Here is an 18,732-nt window from a genome sequence, read left to right on the forward strand (position 1 = left end):
AATTGGCCGTGTGCGCCGATGCTAGTGAAAGGGGCGGGTCGCGGGAAAGTCGAGGCTGTCGCGGGCTTACTCTCCGTCGTATGAACCCTTCTGAGACATCACGATACGTACGGCTTCGGGTGGATTTGGTGCTGGAGGTGTCGGACTCCGACGCCCTCATCGGCGCGGCCCTCGAACGCATCAAGGCCGACGAGTTCATGCCGGACGAGGAGCGGGCGCACGCCGAGTCGGCCGTCAGGGAGGACGAGTCCGAGGCCCTGGCCTACCTCGTCGACCCCACTGACCTGGTCGCGGAGCTGACCGGGGTGGAACTGGCGCAGGCCTCCTGGAGCAGCGAACCGGTCGAATACGACCCCGAGTCCCTGGAGTGGGACCTGGACGAGGAAGATGGTGACTTCGAAGAAGGGGCCGACAACGCCTGACCGTGGGGTTGCACACATTCGAACGGAATGTGGAACCGATCCGCACCGTTAACGCGTTGTCAGGACGAGCAGGGGGTGATGCCCCCTGCCCGGCCCGACCCCGGGCTCGCAGCCCCGGGGTTTCCGGCAACGATGGAGTGACGTGTGAGGACGTACAGCATGCGGCGGAGAAGGTCCCTGGTGGCCGTGTCCGCCGTGCTCGGTGGCGTACTGATGCTTTCGGCCTGCAATGACGGGGGTTCCGACAAGCCGCAGGGGAGCGCGGAGGCGGGCAAGTCGCAGGCGGAGGTGGACGCGGCGGCCGCCAAGGACGCCTCGAAGGCCCGAATAGCCATCACGCCCAAGGACGGCTCCACCAACGTCGCCCTGAACGACGGGACGAACGTCGCCGTCAGCGACGGCACGCTCACCCAGGTCGAGCTGAAGAGCTCCGACGGCACGGCCGTCGCGGGCAAGATAGCCGCCGACGGCAAGAGCTGGAAGCCGGACGCCGCGCTGAAGCGCTCCACGAAGTACGCCCTGTCGGCGACCGCGAAGGACGCGGCCGGGCGCGAGGCGCACGAGAACGCCTCCTTCACCACCCTCTCCCCGGAGAACAGCTTCGTCGGCTCGTTCGTCCCCGAGGAGGGCGAGACGGTCGGTGTGGGCATGCCGGTCTCGATCACCTTCAACAAGCCGATCAAGGACCAGAAGGCGGTCCAGGCGGCCATCAGCGTCACCTCCAGCAGCGGCCAGGAGGTCGTCGGCCACTGGTTCGGCAACCAGCGGCTGGACTTCCGCCCGGAGCAGTACTGGCAGGCGAACTCCACCATCACCCTGAAGCTGGCCCTCCAGGGCGTGCAGAGCGCGCCCGGCGTCGTCGGCGCGCAGAACAAGACCGTCACCTTCAAGGTCGGCCGGAGCCAGGTCTCCACCGTCGACGTGAAGGCCAAGACGATGACGGTCACCCGTGACGGACAGGTCCTCAAGACCATCCCGATCTCGGCCGGTTCCCCCGAGAACCCCACCTACAACGGCCAGATGGTGATCTCCGAGAAGTTCAAGGAGACCCGGATGGACGGCTCCACCGTGGGCTTCACGAACAAGGAGGGCAAGGGCGAGTACGACATCAAGGACGTCCCGCACGCGATGCGGCTGTCCACGTCCGGCACCTTCATCCACGGCAACTACTGGGGCGCCGACTCCATCTTCGGCAAGGTGAACACCAGTCACGGCTGTGTCGGTCTGAACGACGCCAAGGGCGCCAACGACCCCAACCAGCCCGGCGCCTGGTTCTTCGACAACTCGCTCATCGGCGACGTGGTCACCGTGGTGAACTCCCCGGACAAGACCATCAAGCCGGACAACGGCCTCAACGGCTGGAACATGTCCTGGGCCGAGTGGAAGGCCGGTCCGTCTGCCTGACGCGACGGCACGGTACGCACGACGGCGGACGGCGGGGAGCCCGGAAGGGGCCCCGCCGTCCGGCGTTCGCGCCCAAAACGCCTGAGCGGCGGAGGCGGCGAGGGCCTAGGGTCCCGGTATGACGAAGATCAACACGCTGTCCGTGCCCCCGACCGACGCCGAAGTCGAGGCCTGGTGGGCGGTCCAGACCGCCGCCCACGCCACCGACGCCGCAGCCCTGCCGGCCGTGCCCGCCCCTTCACGCGTCGAGGTGACCGGACGGCTGCGGGTCTCATCGCTCCGGGGACGCCTGCGGCACTGGGCGGCCGCCGGCGGCGAGGGCCAGGCCGCCCTGCTGCTGTTCACCGAGCGGGGCAACACCCACACCGCCTTCCTCGACGAGCTGACCGTACGGCCCGACGCGCGCCGGCGCGGCGTGGGCACGGCCCTGTGGCAGCGGGTCCGCGGCGAGCTCCTGGCGCAGGGCCGCACCTCCGTCGCCACCGTCGCCGACCTCGGGGGACCCGGGCAGGCCTTCGCGGAGTCCCTCGGCTTCGAGAACGTCCTCCCCATGGCCTGGTACGTGCGCGAACTCGGGCAGGACGGCCCGCCGCGCGTGCCGGCCACGCCCGGCTACGAACTCCACGTCTGGCCCGGACTGGTACCCGACGCCTGGGCCCCGGCGGCCGCCGTCGCCCACGGCGCGATGGAGGACGCCCCCAGCGGGGACAGCGACGAGGCCTTCCAGCCCTGGACCGCCGAGCGCGTGCACAGCGCGCAGCGGCTCGTCCTGGACCGGGGCGGGGAGATCACCATGGTCGCGGCCGTCACCCCCGCCGGGGAGATCGCCGCGTACACCGTGCTGGTGCGGCCCGAGCCGGCCGGCCCGCGCGCGCTCCAGTACGACACCGTCGTCGTCCCCGCCCACCGGGGCCACGGCCTGGGCCGCGCGGTCAAGCTCCGCATGGAGGCGTACGCCGCCGAGCACTGCCCGGGGCTGCACCGGATCGGCACCACGGTGGCAGACGAGAACACCGCGATGCTGGCCGTGAACGACTCCCTCGGCTACCGCCGCGAACGCGGCGCGGGCCTGTTCCAGCTCAAGCTCTGACCCCGGCCACGCTCAGGCTCTGACCGCGGCCACGCTCAGGCTCCGACCCCGGTCGAGCTCAAGCTCCGACCCGGTCAGGCCCGCTCCCCGGCGGTCTGCTGCGGCGACGACGCGGGGAGCGACGGCTCCGGGGGCGGCGCCGTCCAGGAAGACAGCAGCCGCAGGGCGTCCTCGGAGGGCGAGCCCGGCTCGGCGTGGTAGGTCACCAGGAACTGCGCCGGGTCGTCGGGCAGCGTCAGCGTCTCGAACGCCAGCTCCAGCTCGCCCACCACCGGGTGCCGCAGCCGCTTCACCCCGTGCGTCTTGTCCGCCACCGTGTGCGCCGCCCACAGCCGCCGGAACTCCTCGTTCTTCACCGACAGCTCCCCGACCAGCGCGGACAGCCGCTCGTCCTCCGGGTTCTGGCCCGCGTACAGGCGCAGGTTGCTCACCACCTCGCAGGCCCGGCACTCCCAGTCCGCGTACAGCTCGGCCGTCGCCGGGTCCAGGAACACCAGCCGCACCAGGTTCCGCTCCGCCGCCGGCAGCGCCGAGAAATCCCCGAAGACGGCCGCCGCGAGCCGGTTCCAGCCGATCACGTCCTGCCGCCGCCCCACCAGGTACGCCGGTACGCCCTCCATCGCCGCCAGCAGCGTGCGCAGCTCCGGCCGGACCTGCTGGGGGCGCGCGGGACGGCTGCGCCGACGGGTGCACGGGCTCGCCAGGTGGTTCAGGTGCGCCGACTCGGTGCCGCTCAGGCGCAGCGCCCGCGCGATGGCGTCCAGCACCTCCGCCGACACGTTCTGGCCGTGTCCCTGCTCCAGGCGCGTGTAGTACGCCACCGACACCCCGGCCAGCTGGGCCAGCTCCTCCCGCCGCAGGCCCGGCACCCGGCGGCGCCGGCCGTGCTCGGGCAGGCCCACGTCCGCGGGACGCAGCCGGGCGCGGCAGCTGCGCAGGAAGTCGCCGAGCTCGGCTCGCTGATCAAGCTGGTCCATAGCGCAAGTATCCCCGGGGTGCGCGCCCGCCGCGGGCCTCAGCCTGACCCCGCCAGGGGTAGGCACGGCAGACCTAGGCTCCACAGGGGGCTGGGTCCGCCGCGCGGGGCGGGGCATCGTGGAGTCATCGCAGCACGGACGCCACGGCCCCGCGCCGGCCACCACGCGGCGCACCCCCGCCCGGCGTCCTCGTCCGAGGAGAGCACCCCATGTCCGTCACCCAGGCAGCCGCCTACGCCGCCCCCGCCCCCAAGGCCCCGCTGGAGCGCACCACGATCGAACGCCGCGCGGTCGGCGAGCACGACGTCCTCATCGACATCAAGTACTGCGGCATCTGCCACTCCGACATCCACCAGGCCCGCGACGGCTGGGGTGAGGGCATCTTCCCGATGGTCCCCGGCCACGAGATCGCCGGTGTCGTCACCGAGGCCGGCTCGGCCGTCACCCGGTTCGCCGTCGGCGACCAGGTCGGCGTCGGCTGCATGGTCGACTCCTGCCGGGAGTGCGAGTACTGCCTGGCCGGGCAGGAGCAGCACTGCGTCAAGGGCATGACCGGCACGTACAACGCCCTCGACAAGAACGGCGAGCCCACGTACGGCGGTTACTCCACGCAGCTCGTCGTCGACGAGAAGTACGCCGTCCGCATCCCCGAGGGCCTGCCCCTCGACGCGGCCGCACCGCTGCTGTGCGCCGGCATCACCCTGTACTCGCCGCTCAAGCACTGGAAGGCGGGCCCGGGCAAGAAGGTCGCCGTCATCGGCCTCGGCGGGCTCGGCCACATGGGCGTCAAGATCGCCGCCGCCCTCGGCGCCGAGGTGACCGTCCTGTCCCAGTCGCTGCGCAAGAAGGAGGACGGCCTGCGGCTGGGCGCCTCCCACTACTACGCGACGAGCGACGAGGCCACCTTCGAGGAGCTGGCCGGCCGCTTCGACCTGATCGTGTCCACCGTCTCGGCGCCGCTGGGCCTGGACCGGTACCTGTCCCTGCTGCGCGTCGGCGGCGCGCTCGTGAACGTCGGCGCCCCCGAGGAGCCGGTCGAGCTCAACCTGTTCTCCGTCATCGGCGGGAACAAGACCCTCGCGGGATCGATGATCGGCGGCATCGCCGAGACGCAGGAGATGCTGGACTTCTGCGCGGAGCACGGCCTGGGCTCGGACATCGAGGTGATCCGCGGCGACCAGATCAACGAGGCCTACGAACGCGTCCTGGCCAGCGACGTCCGCTACCGCTTCGTCATCGACACCTCGACGATCTGACGGCCGGGCAGCCAGGCGCGGTGCCGGTCGCGCAACCGGTCGCGCTCCGCGGGGGTGGCGAGGACGACGTCGGCGCCGCCTTCGTACGGGTAGTGGATGCGGGTGAGGCCGGGGTCGGTGAAGAACACGCCGGGCAGCGCGTCGTCCGCGGCGGCGCGGAGCAGCGGGTCGGCGCAGCCGCGCCGCCAGGGGCGGCGGTCGGCGTGGAAGTACCAGGGGGTCGCGTCGGGGTCGTCGGCGTCGTCCGGGTCGTCCCACGTCATCCACAGGGTGCCCTGCGGGTGGAGGGCGGCGCGGTGGTGCGACCACTGCGTCGGCGCGGCCGGATCGGCCCAGTCGATGGTCACCACGTACACCTCGCCGCCCCCGAACAGCTCGTCCAGGACCGTGTTGTACCGGTCGAGGAGGACGGCGTACTCCGACTCGTCCTCCGGGTAGCGCTTCGACTCCGGCAGGCTGTGGAAGCGCACCCAGCGCTCGCGGTACGCCCTTTTCACGTCCCACGGCAGGAGCGGCCCGGGCGGCTCCGCGGCCCGCCAGAGCCGCGTCAGCCGCTCGTGCGCGGGGTCGGCGTCCGGGGTGGTCACTCCGCCGCGGCGATGCCGATCGGGCAGGACACGCCCGTGCCGCCGATGCCGCAGTAGCCGCCGGGGTTCTTGTCCAGGTACTGCTGGTGGTACGGCTCCGCCGGCCAGAAGGGGCGGTCTTCCGCCGGGAGGACGGCGGTGGTGATCCCGCCGTGGCCGGAGGCCGTGAGGACCCGCTGGTAGGCCGCGCGGGAGGCTTCGGCGGCCGCCTGGTGGGCGGGGGAGTGGGTGTAGACGGCCGAGCGGTACTGGGTGCCGACGTCGTTGCCCTGGCGGAAGCCCTGGGTGGGGTCGTGCGACTCCCAGAACAGCTTCAGCAGCGTCTCGTACGCCACCTGCGACGGGTCGAAGACCACGCGGACGACCTCGGTGTGGCCGGTCTGGCCGGAGCACACCTCCTCGTACAGCGGGTTCTCGGTGTAGCCGCCCTGGTAGCCGGCCAGGGTGGTCCACACTCCGGGGGTCTGCCAGAACGTGCGCTCGGCGCCCCAGAAGCAGCCCAGGCCGAAGTCGGCGACCTCCAGGCCCTCCGGGTAGGGGCCGGACAGCGGGTTGCCGAGGACCGTGTGGCGCTCGGGGAGCGGGAACGGCGCTTCGGCGCGGCCCTTGAGGGCCTCCTCGCGGGTGGGGAGCTCGGGCGTGCGGCGGTACGAGAACATGGATCGCCTCCTTGTAGGGGTGTCAACGGACGGGGGCGGGCGGGGATTCCCCGCCCGCCCCCCGCCTCACGACGCGGTCACCCGGTCGTCACGCCCACCGCCCAGTCGCGGGCGTACAGGTAGCGGCGCTTCGGCTCCCCGGCGTACGTCCACGGCACGGCGCCGATGTGCCCGTCGACGTGGCGGAACTGTTCGACCGCCTCCGCGTCGCGGTCCTGCCAGAACAGCAGGTACGCCAGCATGTGCCGCATGCGCGGGGTGCCCGGGTGGTCGTTGCCCGCGGCGGCCAGGTCCGCGAGGGCCGCGTCGACCGCGGCGACGATCTCCGGTTCCTTGTAGTACGTCTCCGGCAGCAGGTCCTCCTCGCGGCTCTCCTGCTCGAAGTACGCCATGAGCGGCAGCAGGGTGAGCAGGTCGCCCGGCTCGCCCGCGGCCGCCGACCGGCGGGCGAAGTCCATCGCCAGCTCGTGCGAGCCCTGCCACTTGTCGCACCAGTACTGGAGCCCGGTGACGTGCGACCACAGCAGCCTCGGGGCGCGCTCGGTGATCCGCTCCCACAGTTCCCGGTAGCGCTCGTGCGAGTAGCCCAGGCCCATGCCGATGGCCTGCTCGACGACGTACGGGGTCGGGTCGGCGGGGTCGGCCAGCTTCTGGGCCTCGTGCGCGTCGGCCTGCGCCTTGGTCAGCAGCTGGTGGAAGAGGCGGAACTGCTCCTGCGTGGTGCGGCTGCCGGACTGGCTGCCGCGGACGTTCCACGCCACCATCACGCTGGTGTCGGCGTTGACGAGGGCCGCCGTGGGGTCCTCGGGCCGGGCGGCGCGCCAGGCCAGCAGCCATGCGTCGTCCTCGGCGGCTGCCTCGGCGAGCGGGCGCGTCCGCTCCAGGCGCTCCTGCCAGTCCTGGCCGGCGGCTTCGAGGTACGCGGCCGCCGCCTCCCAGTCCCCGGACCGGACGGCCTCCAGGACGGCGAGGCGCCCGGCCGGGACGGGCGCCGGGTTCTCGGTGTCGAGGTCGGCTTCGGCGACGAAGCCCAGGGCGACGACGGCGGCCGCCTTGCGGGCTTGCTCGTCGGCTTCCGCGGCCTCGGTCTGCGCGTCCAGCACGCCGATCTCGGCTTCCAGGCGCTTGGCCTTGCGGATGAGGTAGACCCCGCGCAGCACCCAGCCGGCGACGGCCAGCAGCAGGACGCCGAGGGCGATGAGGACGACGGTCACGGGGCGAGCACCAGCTTCCGCAGGAGTTCGGTGTCGGGCTGGTCGGCGACGGCCGCGTCCAGGGCGGGGCCGAGCTCGTCCTCGAAACCGGGAACGGGGTAGGACAGGGTGGCCGAGTCCGACCAGGACAGCTGCCAGCGGGCGGCGCCGCGGGCGGTCAGCTCGACGGTGACGAGCCGGCTCAGCGCGCTGCGGACGACCGGGCGGGCGAACTCGCGGGCGGTCCGGCCGGTCGCGGCCCGGGCCTCCTCGGACTGCGGGAAGCGCGCGGCGATCCGCCAGCGCACCGCCGGGTCGGCGTCTATGGCGTCGAGCAGGGCGGCGAGGCCGGGGCCGGCGCCCTCGGCGGTGAGGGCCTCGCGGACCTCCTCGGCGCCGCGGCCCGCGTAGGTGCTCATCGACTGGTGGACGAGGTCGTCCCAGTCGACCCGGGTGAGCGCGAGGGCCTGCGGGGTGAGGACCACCTGCTCCAGCGCGGCCAGCGCCTCCTGCGGGGAGGAGAGGAGCTCCAGCGCCGGGCGGGCCGCCTGGCCGCCGCGGCCGTCGTCGGGCAGGGCCTCGATGCGGGCCACGCGCTCGGCGAGCGCGGGGTGGGAGTCGTACGGGGAGGCGGGCTCGGTGGACAGCTCGCGGCGCAGGTCCTCCAGCTCGCCGGAGCGGGCGTCGAGGAGGTGGCGCAGCCCGCCGAAGACCTGGCCGGGGCGCGGCAGCAGGCCGGCGCCGACGCCGAGGGTGGCGTACGAGCTCATGTAGAAGTCGTGCGCGGAGCCGATGGCGTTCAGCTCGCGCAGCGCGGAGGCGGCCGCGTCGCGGCCGGCGACGCGGACGGAGGCGAGGTCGGCGGCCAGCTCCTGGCGGCGCGAGGAGGAGAGGGTGGCCCGCATGTAGAAGTGGGCGTAGCCGGTGTAGACCGCCGCCATCGCGCGGTACGAGAAGCCCGCGCCGTCGGTGTCGATCTCCTTGGCCTTCTTGCCCTTGGCGATCCGCTTCTCGGCACGCTTCTCCTGCTTGGCGCGCTCCTTGGCCTCGGTGTTGTCGGCCCGGTCGTGGAAGTGGGTGATGGTGCGGACCAGCTGGGCGCGGCCGCGGACGATCAGCGGGGTGAGGCGGGTGTCGAGGTTGGCGTAGTGGCCCATCTCGTGGGCGAGCACGGCGCGCAGCTGCATCTCGTCCAGGCCCGTCATCAGGGGCAGGCCGAGGTAGAGGCGGCGGGTGCCGGACCGCAGGCCGAGCAGCCGGGAGTCCTCGGAGACGGCCGCGTTGACCTCGTCGATCAGGACGATCTCGTCGGGGGCGCGGGTGCCGACCTGCTCGGCGACCTCCCGGACGGTCTGCCACAGGACGGGTTCCTGCGCGTCGGTGACGCGGACGCCGGGCTGCGGTTCGGACCGGGGGGTGCGGAGCATGAACATGCCGCGCACGATCGGGATGGCCAGGACCACCGTTCCGATGACGATCTTGCCTGCGACGGCGCCGTGCAGCCAGCTGAAGGCGGCCCAGTCGGCGAGCCCGAGCAGGGCCAGCAGGACGACGCTCAGCAGGTAGAAACCGGCGAGCAGGACGAGGGCGCGCAGAGCGCGCAGCGAAGCGCCCATATGGATGGGGGTCCCCTACGGAAATGGTGCGTTTTTGACGCGCACATGATGCGATGTTTACGCGCACCTTATGGCCCGGCGCCGCGGGCCGGGCAGCGGGGGTCCCGCTCCGTGCGGCCGGGGGCGGACCGGGCCGTCCGCCCCCGCGCGCGGTCAGTGCGGCAGGGTCGCCGGGGAGCCGCCGTTGGCCTCGTAGCCGGCCACCGCCATCGCCCGGGCCACCGCGTACGCGGCCGCCGGGTCCTCGTGGGCCGACCACGGCAGCGCGCCCACGAAGCCGTCCACGTGCCGCACCTGCTCCATCGCCTGCGCCCAGCGGCCGGTGCTCACCAGGAACCACAGCAGCAGGTGCCGTACGTGCGCCGCCACCGGGTCGTCGGCGCGCGCCTGGTGCACCGCGTACAGGGCGCCCTCCAGCGCCCGCGAGACGACGGCGGTCCGCCCGAAGTCGCTGACCAGGACCGTGTCGGGCATGTTCTCGTACACCGAGAACAGCGGCAGCGCCGCCAGCAGCGACCCCTGCGGGGCGCGGGCCGCGGCCGCCGCGGCGAAGGCGTCGGCCTGCTCCCGGGAGCCGTGCCACTTCCCGCACCAGTAGTGCAGGGCGGCCAGGTGGGCGCCCATGTGCGCCGGAGCCACGTCGATCACCTTGGCCCACAGCGCGTCGAACTCGGCCTCCGGGTACGCGAGCCCCCGGGCGACGGCCAGCTCCGTGATGAAGGGCACCGGGTCGCCCGGGGCCAGCAGCGCCGCCCTGCGGCAGGCCTCGCGGGCCTCCTCCAGGATGATCCGGTGGTCCTGCGAGCCCACCCCGCCCGAATGCCGCCACGCCTGCTGCACCAGCAGCTCCGCGTGCACCTGCGCGCCGCCGGGGTCCTTCTCCGCCTCCAGCCGCCACGCCTTCAGCCACTGCGCGCCCGCTCCGGGCCGCTCGGCCAGCTCCAGCGCCGCCGCACCGCCGAAGGCCTGCACGCGCTGCCAGCGCCGCTCGCCGTCCTTGGGGGTGCCGGCGAGGAGGGCGGACGCGGCCTGCCAGTGGCCGGTGCGCCGGACGTTCTCCAGCGCGTCCATCAGGTCCTGGTCGGGCCCGGGGACCCGGACGTCCAGTTCCTCCTGCCGCGCGAACCCGTAGTCGGCGGGGTCGGCGGCGTCGGGGCTGCCGGGCGCGACCCGGGTCAGGCCGCCCCGCCCGGCCCGTACGAACCTGTAGACCATGGCCGCGGCCAGGGCGAGCAGCATCAGCACCCAGATAATCTCCATGCCGCCAAGCGAACCAGACCCGGCGGCGCAATGGCGAACGGCGACCGGCGCGGGGCGGGTCAGCCCGCGGTCAGGCCAGGAGAGGACCGCGGGCCTGACGGGGCATAGCATCTGCCTCATGAGCGACGACAGCCACGAGCACCAGAGCTTCGAGACCCGCGCGATCCACGCGGGCAACACGGCGGACCCGCAGACCGGTGCGGTCGTACCGCCCATCTACCAGGTGTCCACCTACAAGCAGGACGGCGTGGGCGGACTGCGCGGCGGCTACGAGTACAGCCGCAGCGCCAACCCGACCCGTTCCGCGCTGGAGGAGAACCTCGCGGCGCTGGAGGGCGGCCGGCGCGGCCTCGCCTTCGCGTCCGGGCTCGCCGCCGAGGACTGCCTGCTGCGTACGCTGCTGTCCCCGGGCGACCACGTGGTCATCCCGAACGACGCCTACGGCGGCACGTTCCGCCTCTTCGCGAAGGTCGTCTCCCGCTGGGGCGTGGAGTGGTCGGTGGCCGACACCTCCGACGCGGCCTCGGTGCGCGCCGCCCTCACCCCGAAGACCAAGGTCATCTGGGTCGAGACCCCCTCGAACCCGCTGCTGGGCATCACCGACATCGCGATGACCGCCCAGATCGCGCGCGAGGCCGGCGCCCGGCTCGTCGTGGACAACACCTTCGCCTCTCCCTACCTCCAGCAGCCGCTGGCGCTCGGCGCCGACGTGGTCGTGCACTCGCTGACCAAGTACATGGGCGGCCACTCGGACGTCGTCGGCGGCGCCCTGGTCACGGCCGACGAGGCGCTGGGCGAGGAGCTGGCCTACCACCAGAACGCGATGGGCGCGGTCGCCGGGCCCTTCGACTCCTGGGTGGTGCTGCGCGGCATCAAGACCCTGGCCGTGCGCATGGACCGGCACGCCGAGAACGCGGCGAAGATCGTGGAGGTGCTCAAGCGGCACCCGAAGGTCACCAAGGTCCTCTACCCGGGCCTGCCCGAGCACCCCGGCCACGAGGTCGCCGCCAAGCAGATGCGCAACTTCGGCGGCATGGTGTCGTTCCAGGTCGCGGGCGGCGAGGAGGAGGCCGTCGCGGTCTGCGGCCGCACCCGGATCTTCACGCTGGCCGAGTCCCTCGGCGGTGTCGAGTCCCTCATCGAGCACCCGGGCCGGATGACCCACGCCTCGGTGGCCGGCTCGGCCCTGGAGGTCCCGGCGGACCTGATCCGTCTCTCCGTGGGCATCGAGAACGCCGACGACCTCGTCGCGGACCTCACCCAGGCCCTCGGCTAGGCCGTCTCTTTCGGATCTTGCCGGTTAAGCCCGCGTCGTCCGGTGCCGTGCATCGCAAGGCGGAGAGGCTCCCGATTACTGGACGTCCTCGGGTGCCTCGACAACGCGGCGAGGTGCGGTGCCGGGCGACGCGGGTCTGGGGGCACCTCCCAGCGGTAGCTGGGGGAGCAAGATCCGGAAGAGACGGCCTAGACCGTCCGCCGCCCCTGGAGGGCTACCAACCCTCCAGGGGCGGCGACACCTCGGACGGCGGGACCACCCAGGGGCGGGTCAGCGCCGCCCACACCGTGAAGGCCGCGGCCGCCGCCCACAGCAGCGCCCAGCCGAACCGGCGCAGGGCCCGCCTGCGGCGCAGCAGCCGCCTGCCGTGCGTCCGGGCCGCCGTCGCGAGGCCCGCCGGAACCGCCGGGTGCGGGCCCTCCAGCAGCTGCCTGACCTGCGCCTCCTTGCGGTCGAGGGGGCTCATGCGGCGGCCGCCGGGGTGCGGGAGCGCAGCGTGGCCACCGCACGGTTGCACACGGCTTCGACCCGCTCGGGCGGCAGCCCCAGCTGCGCGGCCGTGACCTCCTCGGCGACGCCCTCGTAGATCCGCATCACCAGGACGAGCCGCTCCAGCGGGCCCAGCGGTGCCAGCACCCCGCCGCCGCGGGGACGGCGCCGGGCGGTGCGGGCGTACGCGGCGCACACCTCCTGGCGGGTGTGGTCGTACGGGTCGTCGTCGCGCAGCCGCTCCCACTGCGCGTACGTGCGGGCCAGCGCGCCCGCGAGGATCCGCCGCGCGGCGGGCGCCTCGGCCGGGGGCTCGGCCGTCAGCAGGGCCGCGACGTGCAGCAGCCGCCCCGCCGCACCCGCGACGAAGGCCTCGAACTCCGCATCCCGCCCCCGTTCCACAGGAGACATGGTGCGGCCGGTGCCACCACCCCGGTCAAGGGGTCGGACACCGCCGGGTCACGGGCGGCGCCGGCGGCCGGACCGACGAGGGGACCGCAGGCCGGGTCAGGAGGCCGGGCCGCCCTCGGAAGCGGCGGACATCAGCTCCGACAGCGAGCCGTTGAAACGGGTCAGCAGCGCGGTGAACACCTCGCGCTCCTCCTCCGCCCAGCCCTCCGTCACCCGAGCCATCAGCTCGCGCCGCGAGGAGCGGACCTCCTCCAGGCGGGCCAGCCCGCGCGGGGACAGCGCGAGCACCACGGCCCGGCCGTCCTCGGGGTGCGAGGTCCGCTTCACCAGGCCGCTGTCGACGAGCGGGGCGACCTGGCGGGTGACGGTGGACGAGTCGATGCCCATCCCGCCCGCGAGGGCCTTCACCCCCATCGGACCTTCGAGATCGAGCCGGTTCAGCAGCAGGTACGCGGCGCGGTCCATCGAGTTGCGGGCCTGGCCGACCCCGCCCAGGCGGGTCTGCTCGGCCCGGCGGGCGAAGACCGCCACCTGGTGCTGGAGCGCGTCGAGGAGTCCGGCACCGGCGGGCGCTTCGGCCGCCGTGGGCAGGTCGGAACTGGCCGGGATCGAGGGCATGGCCGTGGGCTCTCTTCGCGTGGGGCCGACAGGGATGGGGGACAGAGTACGCGGCCCTGCGGCGCCCCGTACGCCGCGTTTGACAACTGATACGGGCCGTTGCCGCGGCCGCGGCGGGACCGTCCCGCATGGCGAGATCTCGCCCCTCCCGCGGGCCCGCCGCCGGGCTCTCCGCGCCCCTGAGCCGGGGCCGCCGCGGGCTGCGAGACTGGCCGCATGAACTACCGCGTGCCCGTGCCCGTCCCGCAGGTCATCCTCGACGACGTCCGCGGAGCCCAGAAGATGCTGTCCGGGGTGTCCCGGGTGACGGCGATGGAGGGCAGCCGGCACCTGTCGGCCCTCACCGGCTCCCCGGTCCACCTCAAGTGCGAGAACCTCCAGCGCACCGGCTCCTTCAAGCTGCGCGGGGCGTACGTGCGCATCGCGGGCCTGCGCCCCGAGCAGCGCGCCGCCGGGGTTGTCGCGGCCAGCGCCGGCAACCACGCCCAGGGCGTGGCGCTGGCCTCCTCCCTGCTCGGGGTCCGCTCCACCGTGTTCATGCCGGTCGGCGCCCCGCTGCCGAAGGTGGCCGCCACCCAGGAGTACGGCGCCGAGGTGCGCCTGCACGGCCAGGTCGTCGACGAGACCCTGGCGGCGGCCCAGGAGTACGCGGACCGGACCGGGGCGGTGTTCATCCACCCCTTCGACCACCGCGACATCATCGCCGGACAGGGCACCGTGGGCCTGGAGATCCTGGAACAGTGCCCCGAGGTGCGCACGATCCTCGTCGGCATCGGCGGCGGCGGGCTCGCCGCCGGCATCGCGGTCGCGGTGAAGGCGCTGCGCCCGGACGTCAAGGTGATCGGCGTGCAGGCGGCGGGTGCGGCCGCGTACCCGCCGTCGCTGCGGGTGGGCCACCCCATGTCGATCGAGAACCCGGTCACGATGGCGGACGGCATCAAGGTCGGCCGCCCCGGCGACGTGCCCTTCGCGATCATCGGGGAACTGGTGGACGACGTACGCACCGTGTCCGAGGACGCCCTGTCCAGCGCGCTGCTCCTGTGCCTGGAGCGGGCCAAGCTGGTGGTGGAGCCCGCCGGGTGCAGCCCGGTCGCCGCGCTGCTGAGCGAGCCGGAGCTGTACGGGAGCGGTCCGGTGGTCGCCGTACTGTCCGGCGGCAACATCGACCCGCTGCTGCTCCAGCGCATCCTGCGGCACGGCATGGCGGCGGCGGGCCGCTACCTGTCGCTGCGGCTGCGGGTCGCGGACCGGCCGGGGGCCCTGGCGGGGCTGCTGGCGGTGCTGTCGACGGTCGACGCCAACGTGCTGGACGTCAGCCACGTACGGACCGACCCGCGCCTCGGGCTCACCGAGGTCGAGGTGGAGCTGCACCTGGAGACGAAGGGGCCCGAGCACTGCACGGAGGTGGCGCGCACGCTGCACGGCGCCGGCTACCGCGTCATGTCCTGACGGCGGGGCGGCGGGACGGCGGCCCGCGCCGCCGGACGCGATAAATCCGTGGCGGGACGCGATATGACGCCTTACGGTGCCGTTGCGCCGGGCGGGTGACGCCCGGCCCCCCTAGGCTGTGCTGGTCGCTGCTGATCATCGTGGTCTTTCCGGACCCTCGCGGTCCGCAAGTACCGCTCGGCGACCGCCTGAGCCCGCGGCCCCGGCCCCGACGCGCGCGAGCCCCCGCCGGACCCGGTCCGGCGGGGGCTCGTACGTGCGCGCGGTGCTGTGCGTAAAGGGGGGTGATCAGCCGTTGAAGGGCTTGACGGCCAGGATCTTGACGGTGGCCTTCTTGCCGTTCGGCAGCTCGTACTGGGCGTCCTCGCCGACCTTCTTGCCGTTCACGCCGGCACCCAGCGGGGACTGCGGGGAGTACGTCTCGAAGTCGCCGGAGGCGTACTCGCGGGAGGCCAGCAGGAACTCCAGCGTGTCGTCCTCGTCACCGTCGAAGGCGATGGTGACGAGGGTGCCCGGCGCGACCTCGCCCTCGGAGGCGGGCGCCGTGCCGACCTTGGCGTTCTCCAGGAGCTGCGTGAGCTGGCGCACGCGCAGCTCCTGCTTGCCCTGCTCCTCCTTGGCCGCGTGGTAACCGCCGTTCTCGCGCAGGTCGCCCTCCTCGCGGGCAGCCGCGATCTTCATGGCGATCTCCGTGCGGGCGGGACCAGAGAGGTAGTCCAGCTCGGCCTTCAGCTGGTCGTACGCCGCCTGGGTCAGCCAGGTGACGCTCTCGCTCGTCTGGGTCACGGGTGCTCCTCGTCGGTACAGGGGTACATAGCCGCCAGCGGCGGGCGAAACCACGAGCCTAACAATTCGGGAAGAAAAGGGGGAGGACACCCTGTGTATGAAGTGTGTCATCGCGCCCGGCGGGCACGCGCGCCCTCCCCGCGGTCCCTCACCTGGCGGGGCGCTCGAAGTTGGTCAGGACACAGCCCTCGACCTGGGCCTTCTCCAACCGGTAGCCGGCCGGGGCGGTGAATCCGGTCTCGCAGTTCAGGTAGAGGAACTGGAGCTGGTAGAGCCCGTGGCGGATGCTCTCGCTGTTGGTCTCCACGGCGATGTTCGTCCCGACCATCAGCTTGCTCGCGGTGGCCCGCAGCCGCCCGTCGTCCTTCAGGTCGGCCAGCTGCGCCGCCTTGGCCTTGGCCTGGAGGGTCTTCATGTCGGAGACGGTGTCCAGCCAGTTCAGATTGTGCGCGCGCCGCTCCCCGCCGAGCTCACCGCAGACGGCACGCTGCTTGACGCCCCAGGAGCGCGGGCTGCCGTCGACGACCGGCTGGTAGTCGATCGACTCGACGTGTTCGTCGGTGACGGTCATCTTCGTGCAGTCGACCGTGTGGGGGCTGACCAGCTTCTTCAGCTCGTCGAGGCTGCCGGCGCTCGGCAGGCCCAGGCTGCCGGTGGCGGGCTGGCCGGGCTGTGCGCTCCCCTCCGTGGAGGGGTCGCGGACCGCCCCGCGGAAGGGGCTGCCCTGGCCGTCGGGGCTGTTGACGTAGTCGGTGAGGAAGCACCCCTCGACCAGGGCCTTCTCCTTCTTGAAGCCCTCCGGTACGTAGAGGTCGGGGTTGCAGCTCAGGATGCGCAGGTCGGAGTTGGGCGGGTCGACCAGGGACACGGCGGTGGCGGTCTTGAGCGCGGTCAGCGCGAAGGTCTTGCCCACGACCGTGCGGCTGGCGAGGTCGGTGTCGACGCGGCCCTCGGCGATCAGCTTCGCGGCGTCGTCCCTGGCGGCCTGCTGGAAGGCCTTCATGTCCGGGGTCAGGAAGAGGACGATCTCGCCCCGTGCCTTCTTGTCCGTGCAGACGCCGCGCTCCGTGATGCCCCAGTCCCCGACGCCGATGAAGCCGCTGAGCTGCACCCGGTCGTCCTTCGGGTCGGTGCTCAGGTTCTCGCAGGACGTGTACTTCTGCACGTGGGCCTGCGCCCCGGCCAGCGTGGCCGGCGTGGGGGCGGTGGCGGCCGGGGAGGCCTGGCCGGAGGCCGTGGCGCTGGCGGCGGGGCTCCGGTCGGGCTCGCCCGCCTTCTTGGGGTCCTCGCAGGCGGTGGCGAGGGTGGTGAGCGCGGCGAGGGCCGCGGTCGCGGCGAATATCCGCTGGAGGCGCATGCGTGTCTTCCGTCGGCTGGACAGGGCGCGGGGGAGTGGCGTGTCCATGCTAGGCAGTCGCTGCGGCCATGATCAAAGAAACCGTGCCGGGGGCCGGGTCAGCGGCAGGGGATTGCGCCTCAGGCGCCGGCCCCGGGTTCCTGCCCACGGCCCGGGTTCCTGCCCCCGGCCCCGGAGTCCAGGCGCCGCGTGGGGGTCAGCGTGCCGTGCCCGCAGGCTGGCAGCCCACGAGCTCCACCATCGTGGCGCGACCCGTGGTCTTCAGGGTGACCATCTCGTCCACCCGCTTCCCGTCCTGCCCGAACGTGAAGTCCGCGCGGCCGACCTCGCCGTGCTGTTCGTCCTGGGAGATGAGGGTGCACACACCGGTGACCGAGGCCTCCTTGCGGACCTCCAGGTGCACCTTGACCTCGCTGTCGGAGACGACCTGGAACTTGATCACCTCGGCGCTCACACTCTGCCCGCCGACGTAGTCCCAGCCGATCCACCCGACCACGGCCAGCAGCCCGACCCCGAGCACCGACCCGACGACCTTGAGCTTCCGGTCCGCGCGCTCGTCCGCCGACCGGCCGTACCGGCCCTCCGGGAGCCCTTCGCGTACCGCGCTCATGATCGATTCCTCTCGCCGGGGAGGGTGCACAAACCCAGGAATTTTCCGTCCCCCGATTCGGTCAATATAGAGGTTGACCGTCGCGCCGAATCACAGAGGATCCTGTCTTGACCGAGCAGCTTCGACTGATGGCCGTCCACGCCCACCCCGACGACGAGTCGAGCAAGGGCGCGGCCACCATGGCCAAGTACGTGTCCGAGGGGGTGCCGGTCCTCGTGGTCACGTGCACCGGCGGCGAGCGCGGCTCCGTGCTGAACCCCAAGCTCCAGGGCGACAAGTACATCGAGGAGAACATCCACGAGGTGCGCGCCAAGGAGATGGAGGAGGCGCGCGAGATCCTCGGCATCGAACAGGAGTGGCTCGGATACGTCGACTCCGGCCTCCCCGAGGGCGACCCGCTGCCCCCGCTCCCCGAGGGCTGCTTCGCCCTCGCGGACGTCGAGGAGGCCGCCGGCGAACTGGTGAAGAAGATCCGCGCCTTCAAGCCGCAGGTCATCACCACCTACGACGAGAACGGCGGCTACCCGCACCCCGACCACATCATGACCCACAAGATCACGATGGTGGCCTTCGACGGCGCGGCCGACACCGACAAGTTCCCCGAGGCCGAGTACGGCGCCCCGTACCAGCCGCAGAAGCTCTACTACAACCAGGGCTTCAACAAGCCGCGCACCATCGCCCTCCACGAGGCGCTCCTCGCCCGCGGCCTGGAATCCCCCTACGGCGAGTGGCTGGAGCGGTGGAAGGAGTTCGAGCGCAAGGAGCGGACCCTGACCACCCACGTCCCCTGCGCCGACTTCTTCGAGATCCGCGACAAGGCGCTCATCGCGCACGCCACGCAGATCGACCCCGACGGCGGCTGGTTCCGCGTCCCCATGGAGATCCAGAAGGAGGTCTGGCCCACCGAGGAGTACGAGCTGGCGAAGTCGCTCGTCAACACCTCCCTCCCCGAGTCCGACCTCTTCGCGGGCATCCGGGAGAATGCGTAGCCATGAGCGCTATGCAGGCAGCAGTCACCCAGCTCCTTCCGCTGGCCGCCGACACCTTCGACAAGAACAAGGTGACCCCGGGCCTCCTCGGGTTCGTCGTGTTCGCCGCCCTCGCCCTCGCCGTATGGGGCCTGATGAAGTCCATGAGCCGGCACATGGGCCGGGTCGACTTCCAGGAAGCCCCCGAGCCGGCCGCCGCCGGCCCGGCCGCCTCCCCGGCAGCCGACGCCCCCAAGGCGTAGGCCCCGCGACACGGCGCGCGAGCCCCGTCCCGCCCCGTCAC

The 18,732-nt window shown here is 72.7% G+C and carries 20 protein-coding genes; 8 read left to right on the top strand and 12 right to left on the bottom strand.

What is annotated here, in order from left to right:
- Positions 1 to 119: 119 nt before the first annotated feature.
- The 3 genes from ACZ501_RS07005 to ACZ501_RS07015 all read left to right on the top strand — a co-directional run bounded on the left by ACZ501_RS07005 (position 120) and on the right by ACZ501_RS07015 (position 2,916).
- Entirely contained in the window at positions 120 to 422 is a 303-nt protein-coding gene (locus tag ACZ501_RS07005; RefSeq protein ID WP_361602963.1) for a hypothetical protein, read from the top strand.
- 159 nt (positions 423 to 581) lie between these two features.
- Positions 582 to 1,826 carry a L,D-transpeptidase gene (locus ACZ501_RS07010; protein WP_361602993.1) on the top strand — a complete coding sequence of 415 codons (1,245 nt, stop codon included), beginning with the start codon at positions 582 to 584 and terminating at the stop codon, positions 1,824 to 1,826.
- Positions 1,827 to 1,944: 118 nt separating this feature from the next.
- A complete protein-coding gene (locus ACZ501_RS07015) occupies positions 1,945 to 2,916 on the top strand; it encodes a GNAT family N-acetyltransferase (protein WP_468793116.1) in 972 nt (323 codons plus the stop codon).
- 74 nt (positions 2,917 to 2,990) lie between these two features.
- On the opposite strand, the gene ACZ501_RS07020 is transcribed toward ACZ501_RS07015, so the two are convergent.
- Positions 2,991 to 3,893: an MmyB family transcriptional regulator gene (locus tag ACZ501_RS07020; protein WP_468793119.1), complete on the bottom strand. Its 903-nt coding sequence runs from the start codon at positions 3,891 to 3,893 to the stop codon at positions 2,991 to 2,993.
- Positions 3,894 to 4,102: 209 nt separating this feature from the next.
- Between ACZ501_RS07020 and ACZ501_RS07025 the strand changes: the two genes are divergently transcribed.
- Complete coding sequence (locus tag ACZ501_RS07025; RefSeq protein WP_361602972.1) at positions 4,103 to 5,149, top strand: NAD(P)-dependent alcohol dehydrogenase; 1,047 nt, start codon at positions 4,103 to 4,105, stop codon at positions 5,147 to 5,149.
- On the opposite strand, the gene ACZ501_RS07030 is transcribed toward ACZ501_RS07025, so the two are convergent.
- The 5 genes from ACZ501_RS07030 to ACZ501_RS07050 all read right to left on the bottom strand — a co-directional run bounded on the left by ACZ501_RS07030 (position 5,116) and on the right by ACZ501_RS07050 (position 10,464).
- On the bottom strand, positions 5,116 to 5,736 hold the full coding sequence (locus tag ACZ501_RS07030) for a DUF3885 domain-containing protein (RefSeq protein ID WP_468793122.1): 621 nt from the start codon (positions 5,734 to 5,736) through the stop codon (positions 5,116 to 5,118). The two genes, ACZ501_RS07025 and ACZ501_RS07030, sit on opposite strands and share 34 nt — an antisense overlap.
- Positions 5,733 to 6,395 carry a peptide-methionine (S)-S-oxide reductase MsrA gene (msrA, locus tag ACZ501_RS07035; protein WP_468793125.1) on the bottom strand — a complete coding sequence of 221 codons (663 nt, stop codon included), beginning with the start codon at positions 6,393 to 6,395 and terminating at the stop codon, positions 5,733 to 5,735. The genes ACZ501_RS07030 and msrA overlap by 4 nt, the downstream gene beginning before the upstream one ends.
- 77 nt (positions 6,396 to 6,472) lie before the next feature.
- Positions 6,473 to 7,609: a hypothetical protein gene (locus ACZ501_RS07040; protein WP_468793128.1), complete on the bottom strand. Its 1,137-nt coding sequence runs from the start codon at positions 7,607 to 7,609 to the stop codon at positions 6,473 to 6,475.
- Entirely contained in the window at positions 7,606 to 9,204 is a 1,599-nt protein-coding gene (locus ACZ501_RS07045) for a M48 family metallopeptidase (protein ID WP_361602981.1), read from the bottom strand. Before ACZ501_RS07045 ends, ACZ501_RS07040 begins: the two co-directional genes overlap by 4 nt.
- Before the next feature lie 153 nt (positions 9,205 to 9,357).
- Positions 9,358 to 10,464: a hypothetical protein gene (locus ACZ501_RS07050; protein WP_468793131.1), complete on the bottom strand. Its 1,107-nt coding sequence runs from the start codon at positions 10,462 to 10,464 to the stop codon at positions 9,358 to 9,360.
- A gap of 118 nt (positions 10,465 to 10,582) precedes the next feature.
- On the opposite strand from ACZ501_RS07050, the gene ACZ501_RS07055 reads away from it, so the two are divergent.
- Entirely contained in the window at positions 10,583 to 11,740 is a 1,158-nt protein-coding gene (locus tag ACZ501_RS07055) for a cystathionine gamma-synthase (protein ID WP_361602987.1), read from the top strand.
- Positions 11,741 to 11,954: 214 nt separating this feature from the next.
- Here the strand turns inward: ACZ501_RS07055 and ACZ501_RS07060 are convergent, their stop codons facing one another.
- The 3 genes from ACZ501_RS07060 to ACZ501_RS07070 form a co-directional block, all read right to left on the bottom strand.
- Positions 11,955 to 12,206: a hypothetical protein gene (locus ACZ501_RS07060; RefSeq protein WP_468793134.1), complete on the bottom strand. Its 252-nt coding sequence runs from the start codon at positions 12,204 to 12,206 to the stop codon at positions 11,955 to 11,957.
- On the bottom strand, positions 12,203 to 12,640 hold the full coding sequence (locus ACZ501_RS07065; RefSeq protein ID WP_468793137.1) for an RNA polymerase: 438 nt from the start codon (positions 12,638 to 12,640) through the stop codon (positions 12,203 to 12,205). Before ACZ501_RS07065 ends, ACZ501_RS07060 begins: the two co-directional genes overlap by 4 nt.
- 96 nt (positions 12,641 to 12,736) lie before the next feature.
- Positions 12,737 to 13,258, bottom strand: a complete 522-nt coding sequence (locus tag ACZ501_RS07070) for a MarR family winged helix-turn-helix transcriptional regulator (RefSeq protein ID WP_125822237.1) — start codon at positions 13,256 to 13,258, stop codon at positions 12,737 to 12,739.
- Between the two features lie 216 nt (positions 13,259 to 13,474).
- On the opposite strand from ACZ501_RS07070, the gene ilvA reads away from it, so the two are divergent.
- Positions 13,475 to 14,707 (top strand): threonine ammonia-lyase, encoded by a 1,233-nt coding sequence (gene ilvA, locus ACZ501_RS07075; RefSeq protein ID WP_361601880.1) that lies wholly within the window; start codon positions 13,475 to 13,477, stop codon positions 14,705 to 14,707.
- A 288-nt stretch (positions 14,708 to 14,995) separates the two neighbouring features.
- On the opposite strand, the gene greA is transcribed toward ilvA, so the two are convergent.
- The 3 genes from greA to ACZ501_RS07090 form a co-directional block, all read right to left on the bottom strand.
- Positions 14,996 to 15,493, bottom strand: a complete 498-nt coding sequence (gene greA / locus ACZ501_RS07080; RefSeq protein WP_361601883.1) for a transcription elongation factor GreA — start codon at positions 15,491 to 15,493, stop codon at positions 14,996 to 14,998.
- Positions 15,494 to 15,641: 148 nt separating this feature from the next.
- Positions 15,642 to 16,850, bottom strand: a complete 1,209-nt coding sequence (locus tag ACZ501_RS07085; RefSeq protein WP_468793139.1) for a hypothetical protein — start codon at positions 16,848 to 16,850, stop codon at positions 15,642 to 15,644.
- Between the two features lie 196 nt (positions 16,851 to 17,046).
- The gene (locus ACZ501_RS07090) at positions 17,047 to 17,460 is read right to left on the bottom strand and encodes a DUF4307 domain-containing protein (RefSeq protein ID WP_468793142.1); all 414 of its coding nucleotides are present in this window, start codon (positions 17,458 to 17,460) and stop codon (positions 17,047 to 17,049) included.
- 107 nt (positions 17,461 to 17,567) lie between these two features.
- On the opposite strand from ACZ501_RS07090, the gene mca reads away from it, so the two are divergent.
- Positions 17,568 to 18,449 (top strand): mycothiol conjugate amidase Mca, encoded by an 882-nt coding sequence (gene mca / locus ACZ501_RS07095; RefSeq protein ID WP_468793145.1) that lies wholly within the window; start codon positions 17,568 to 17,570, stop codon positions 18,447 to 18,449.
- A gap of 2 nt (positions 18,450 to 18,451) precedes the next feature.
- Complete coding sequence (locus ACZ501_RS07100; protein ID WP_361601895.1) at positions 18,452 to 18,691, top strand: hypothetical protein; 240 nt, start codon at positions 18,452 to 18,454, stop codon at positions 18,689 to 18,691.
- Positions 18,692 to 18,732 lie beyond the last annotated feature (41 nt).

The sequence above is a fragment of the Streptomyces sp. NPDC034085 genome, assembly GCF_055575555.1.

What these genes read in the sequence shown, in the direction of transcription:
- ACZ501_RS07010 (WP_361602993.1), top strand. Translation starts at nt 582, where the DNA reads ATGCGGCGGAGAAGGTCCCTGGTGGCCGTGTCCGCCGTGCTCGGTGGC.
- ACZ501_RS07015 (WP_468793116.1), top strand. Translation starts at nt 1,945, where the DNA reads ATGACGAAGATCAACACGCTGTCCGTGCCCCCGACCGACGCCGAAGTC.
- ACZ501_RS07020 (WP_468793119.1), bottom strand. Translation starts at nt 3,893, where the DNA reads ATGGACCAGCTTGATCAGCGAGCCGAGCTCGGCGACTTCCTGCGCAGC.
- ACZ501_RS07025 (WP_361602972.1), top strand. Translation starts at nt 4,103, where the DNA reads ATGTCCGTCACCCAGGCAGCCGCCTACGCCGCCCCCGCCCCCAAGGCC.
- msrA (WP_468793125.1), bottom strand. Translation starts at nt 6,395, where the DNA reads ATGTTCTCGTACCGCCGCACGCCCGAGCTCCCCACCCGCGAGGAGGCC.
- ACZ501_RS07045 (WP_361602981.1), bottom strand. Translation starts at nt 9,204, where the DNA reads ATGGGCGCTTCGCTGCGCGCTCTGCGCGCCCTCGTCCTGCTCGCCGGT.
- ACZ501_RS07050 (WP_468793131.1), bottom strand. Translation starts at nt 10,464, where the DNA reads ATGGAGATTATCTGGGTGCTGATGCTGCTCGCCCTGGCCGCGGCCATG.
- ACZ501_RS07055 (WP_361602987.1), top strand. Translation starts at nt 10,583, where the DNA reads ATGAGCGACGACAGCCACGAGCACCAGAGCTTCGAGACCCGCGCGATC.
- ACZ501_RS07060 (WP_468793134.1), bottom strand. Translation starts at nt 12,206, where the DNA reads ATGAGCCCCCTCGACCGCAAGGAGGCGCAGGTCAGGCAGCTGCTGGAG.
- ACZ501_RS07065 (WP_468793137.1), bottom strand. Translation starts at nt 12,640, where the DNA reads ATGTCTCCTGTGGAACGGGGGCGGGATGCGGAGTTCGAGGCCTTCGTC.
- ACZ501_RS07070 (WP_125822237.1), bottom strand. Translation starts at nt 13,258, where the DNA reads ATGCCCTCGATCCCGGCCAGTTCCGACCTGCCCACGGCGGCCGAAGCG.
- ilvA (WP_361601880.1), top strand. Translation starts at nt 13,475, where the DNA reads ATGAACTACCGCGTGCCCGTGCCCGTCCCGCAGGTCATCCTCGACGAC.
- ACZ501_RS07085 (WP_468793139.1), bottom strand. Translation starts at nt 16,850, where the DNA reads ATGCGCCTCCAGCGGATATTCGCCGCGACCGCGGCCCTCGCCGCGCTC.
- ACZ501_RS07090 (WP_468793142.1), bottom strand. Translation starts at nt 17,460, where the DNA reads ATGAGCGCGGTACGCGAAGGGCTCCCGGAGGGCCGGTACGGCCGGTCG.
- ACZ501_RS07100 (WP_361601895.1), top strand. Translation starts at nt 18,452, where the DNA reads ATGAGCGCTATGCAGGCAGCAGTCACCCAGCTCCTTCCGCTGGCCGCC.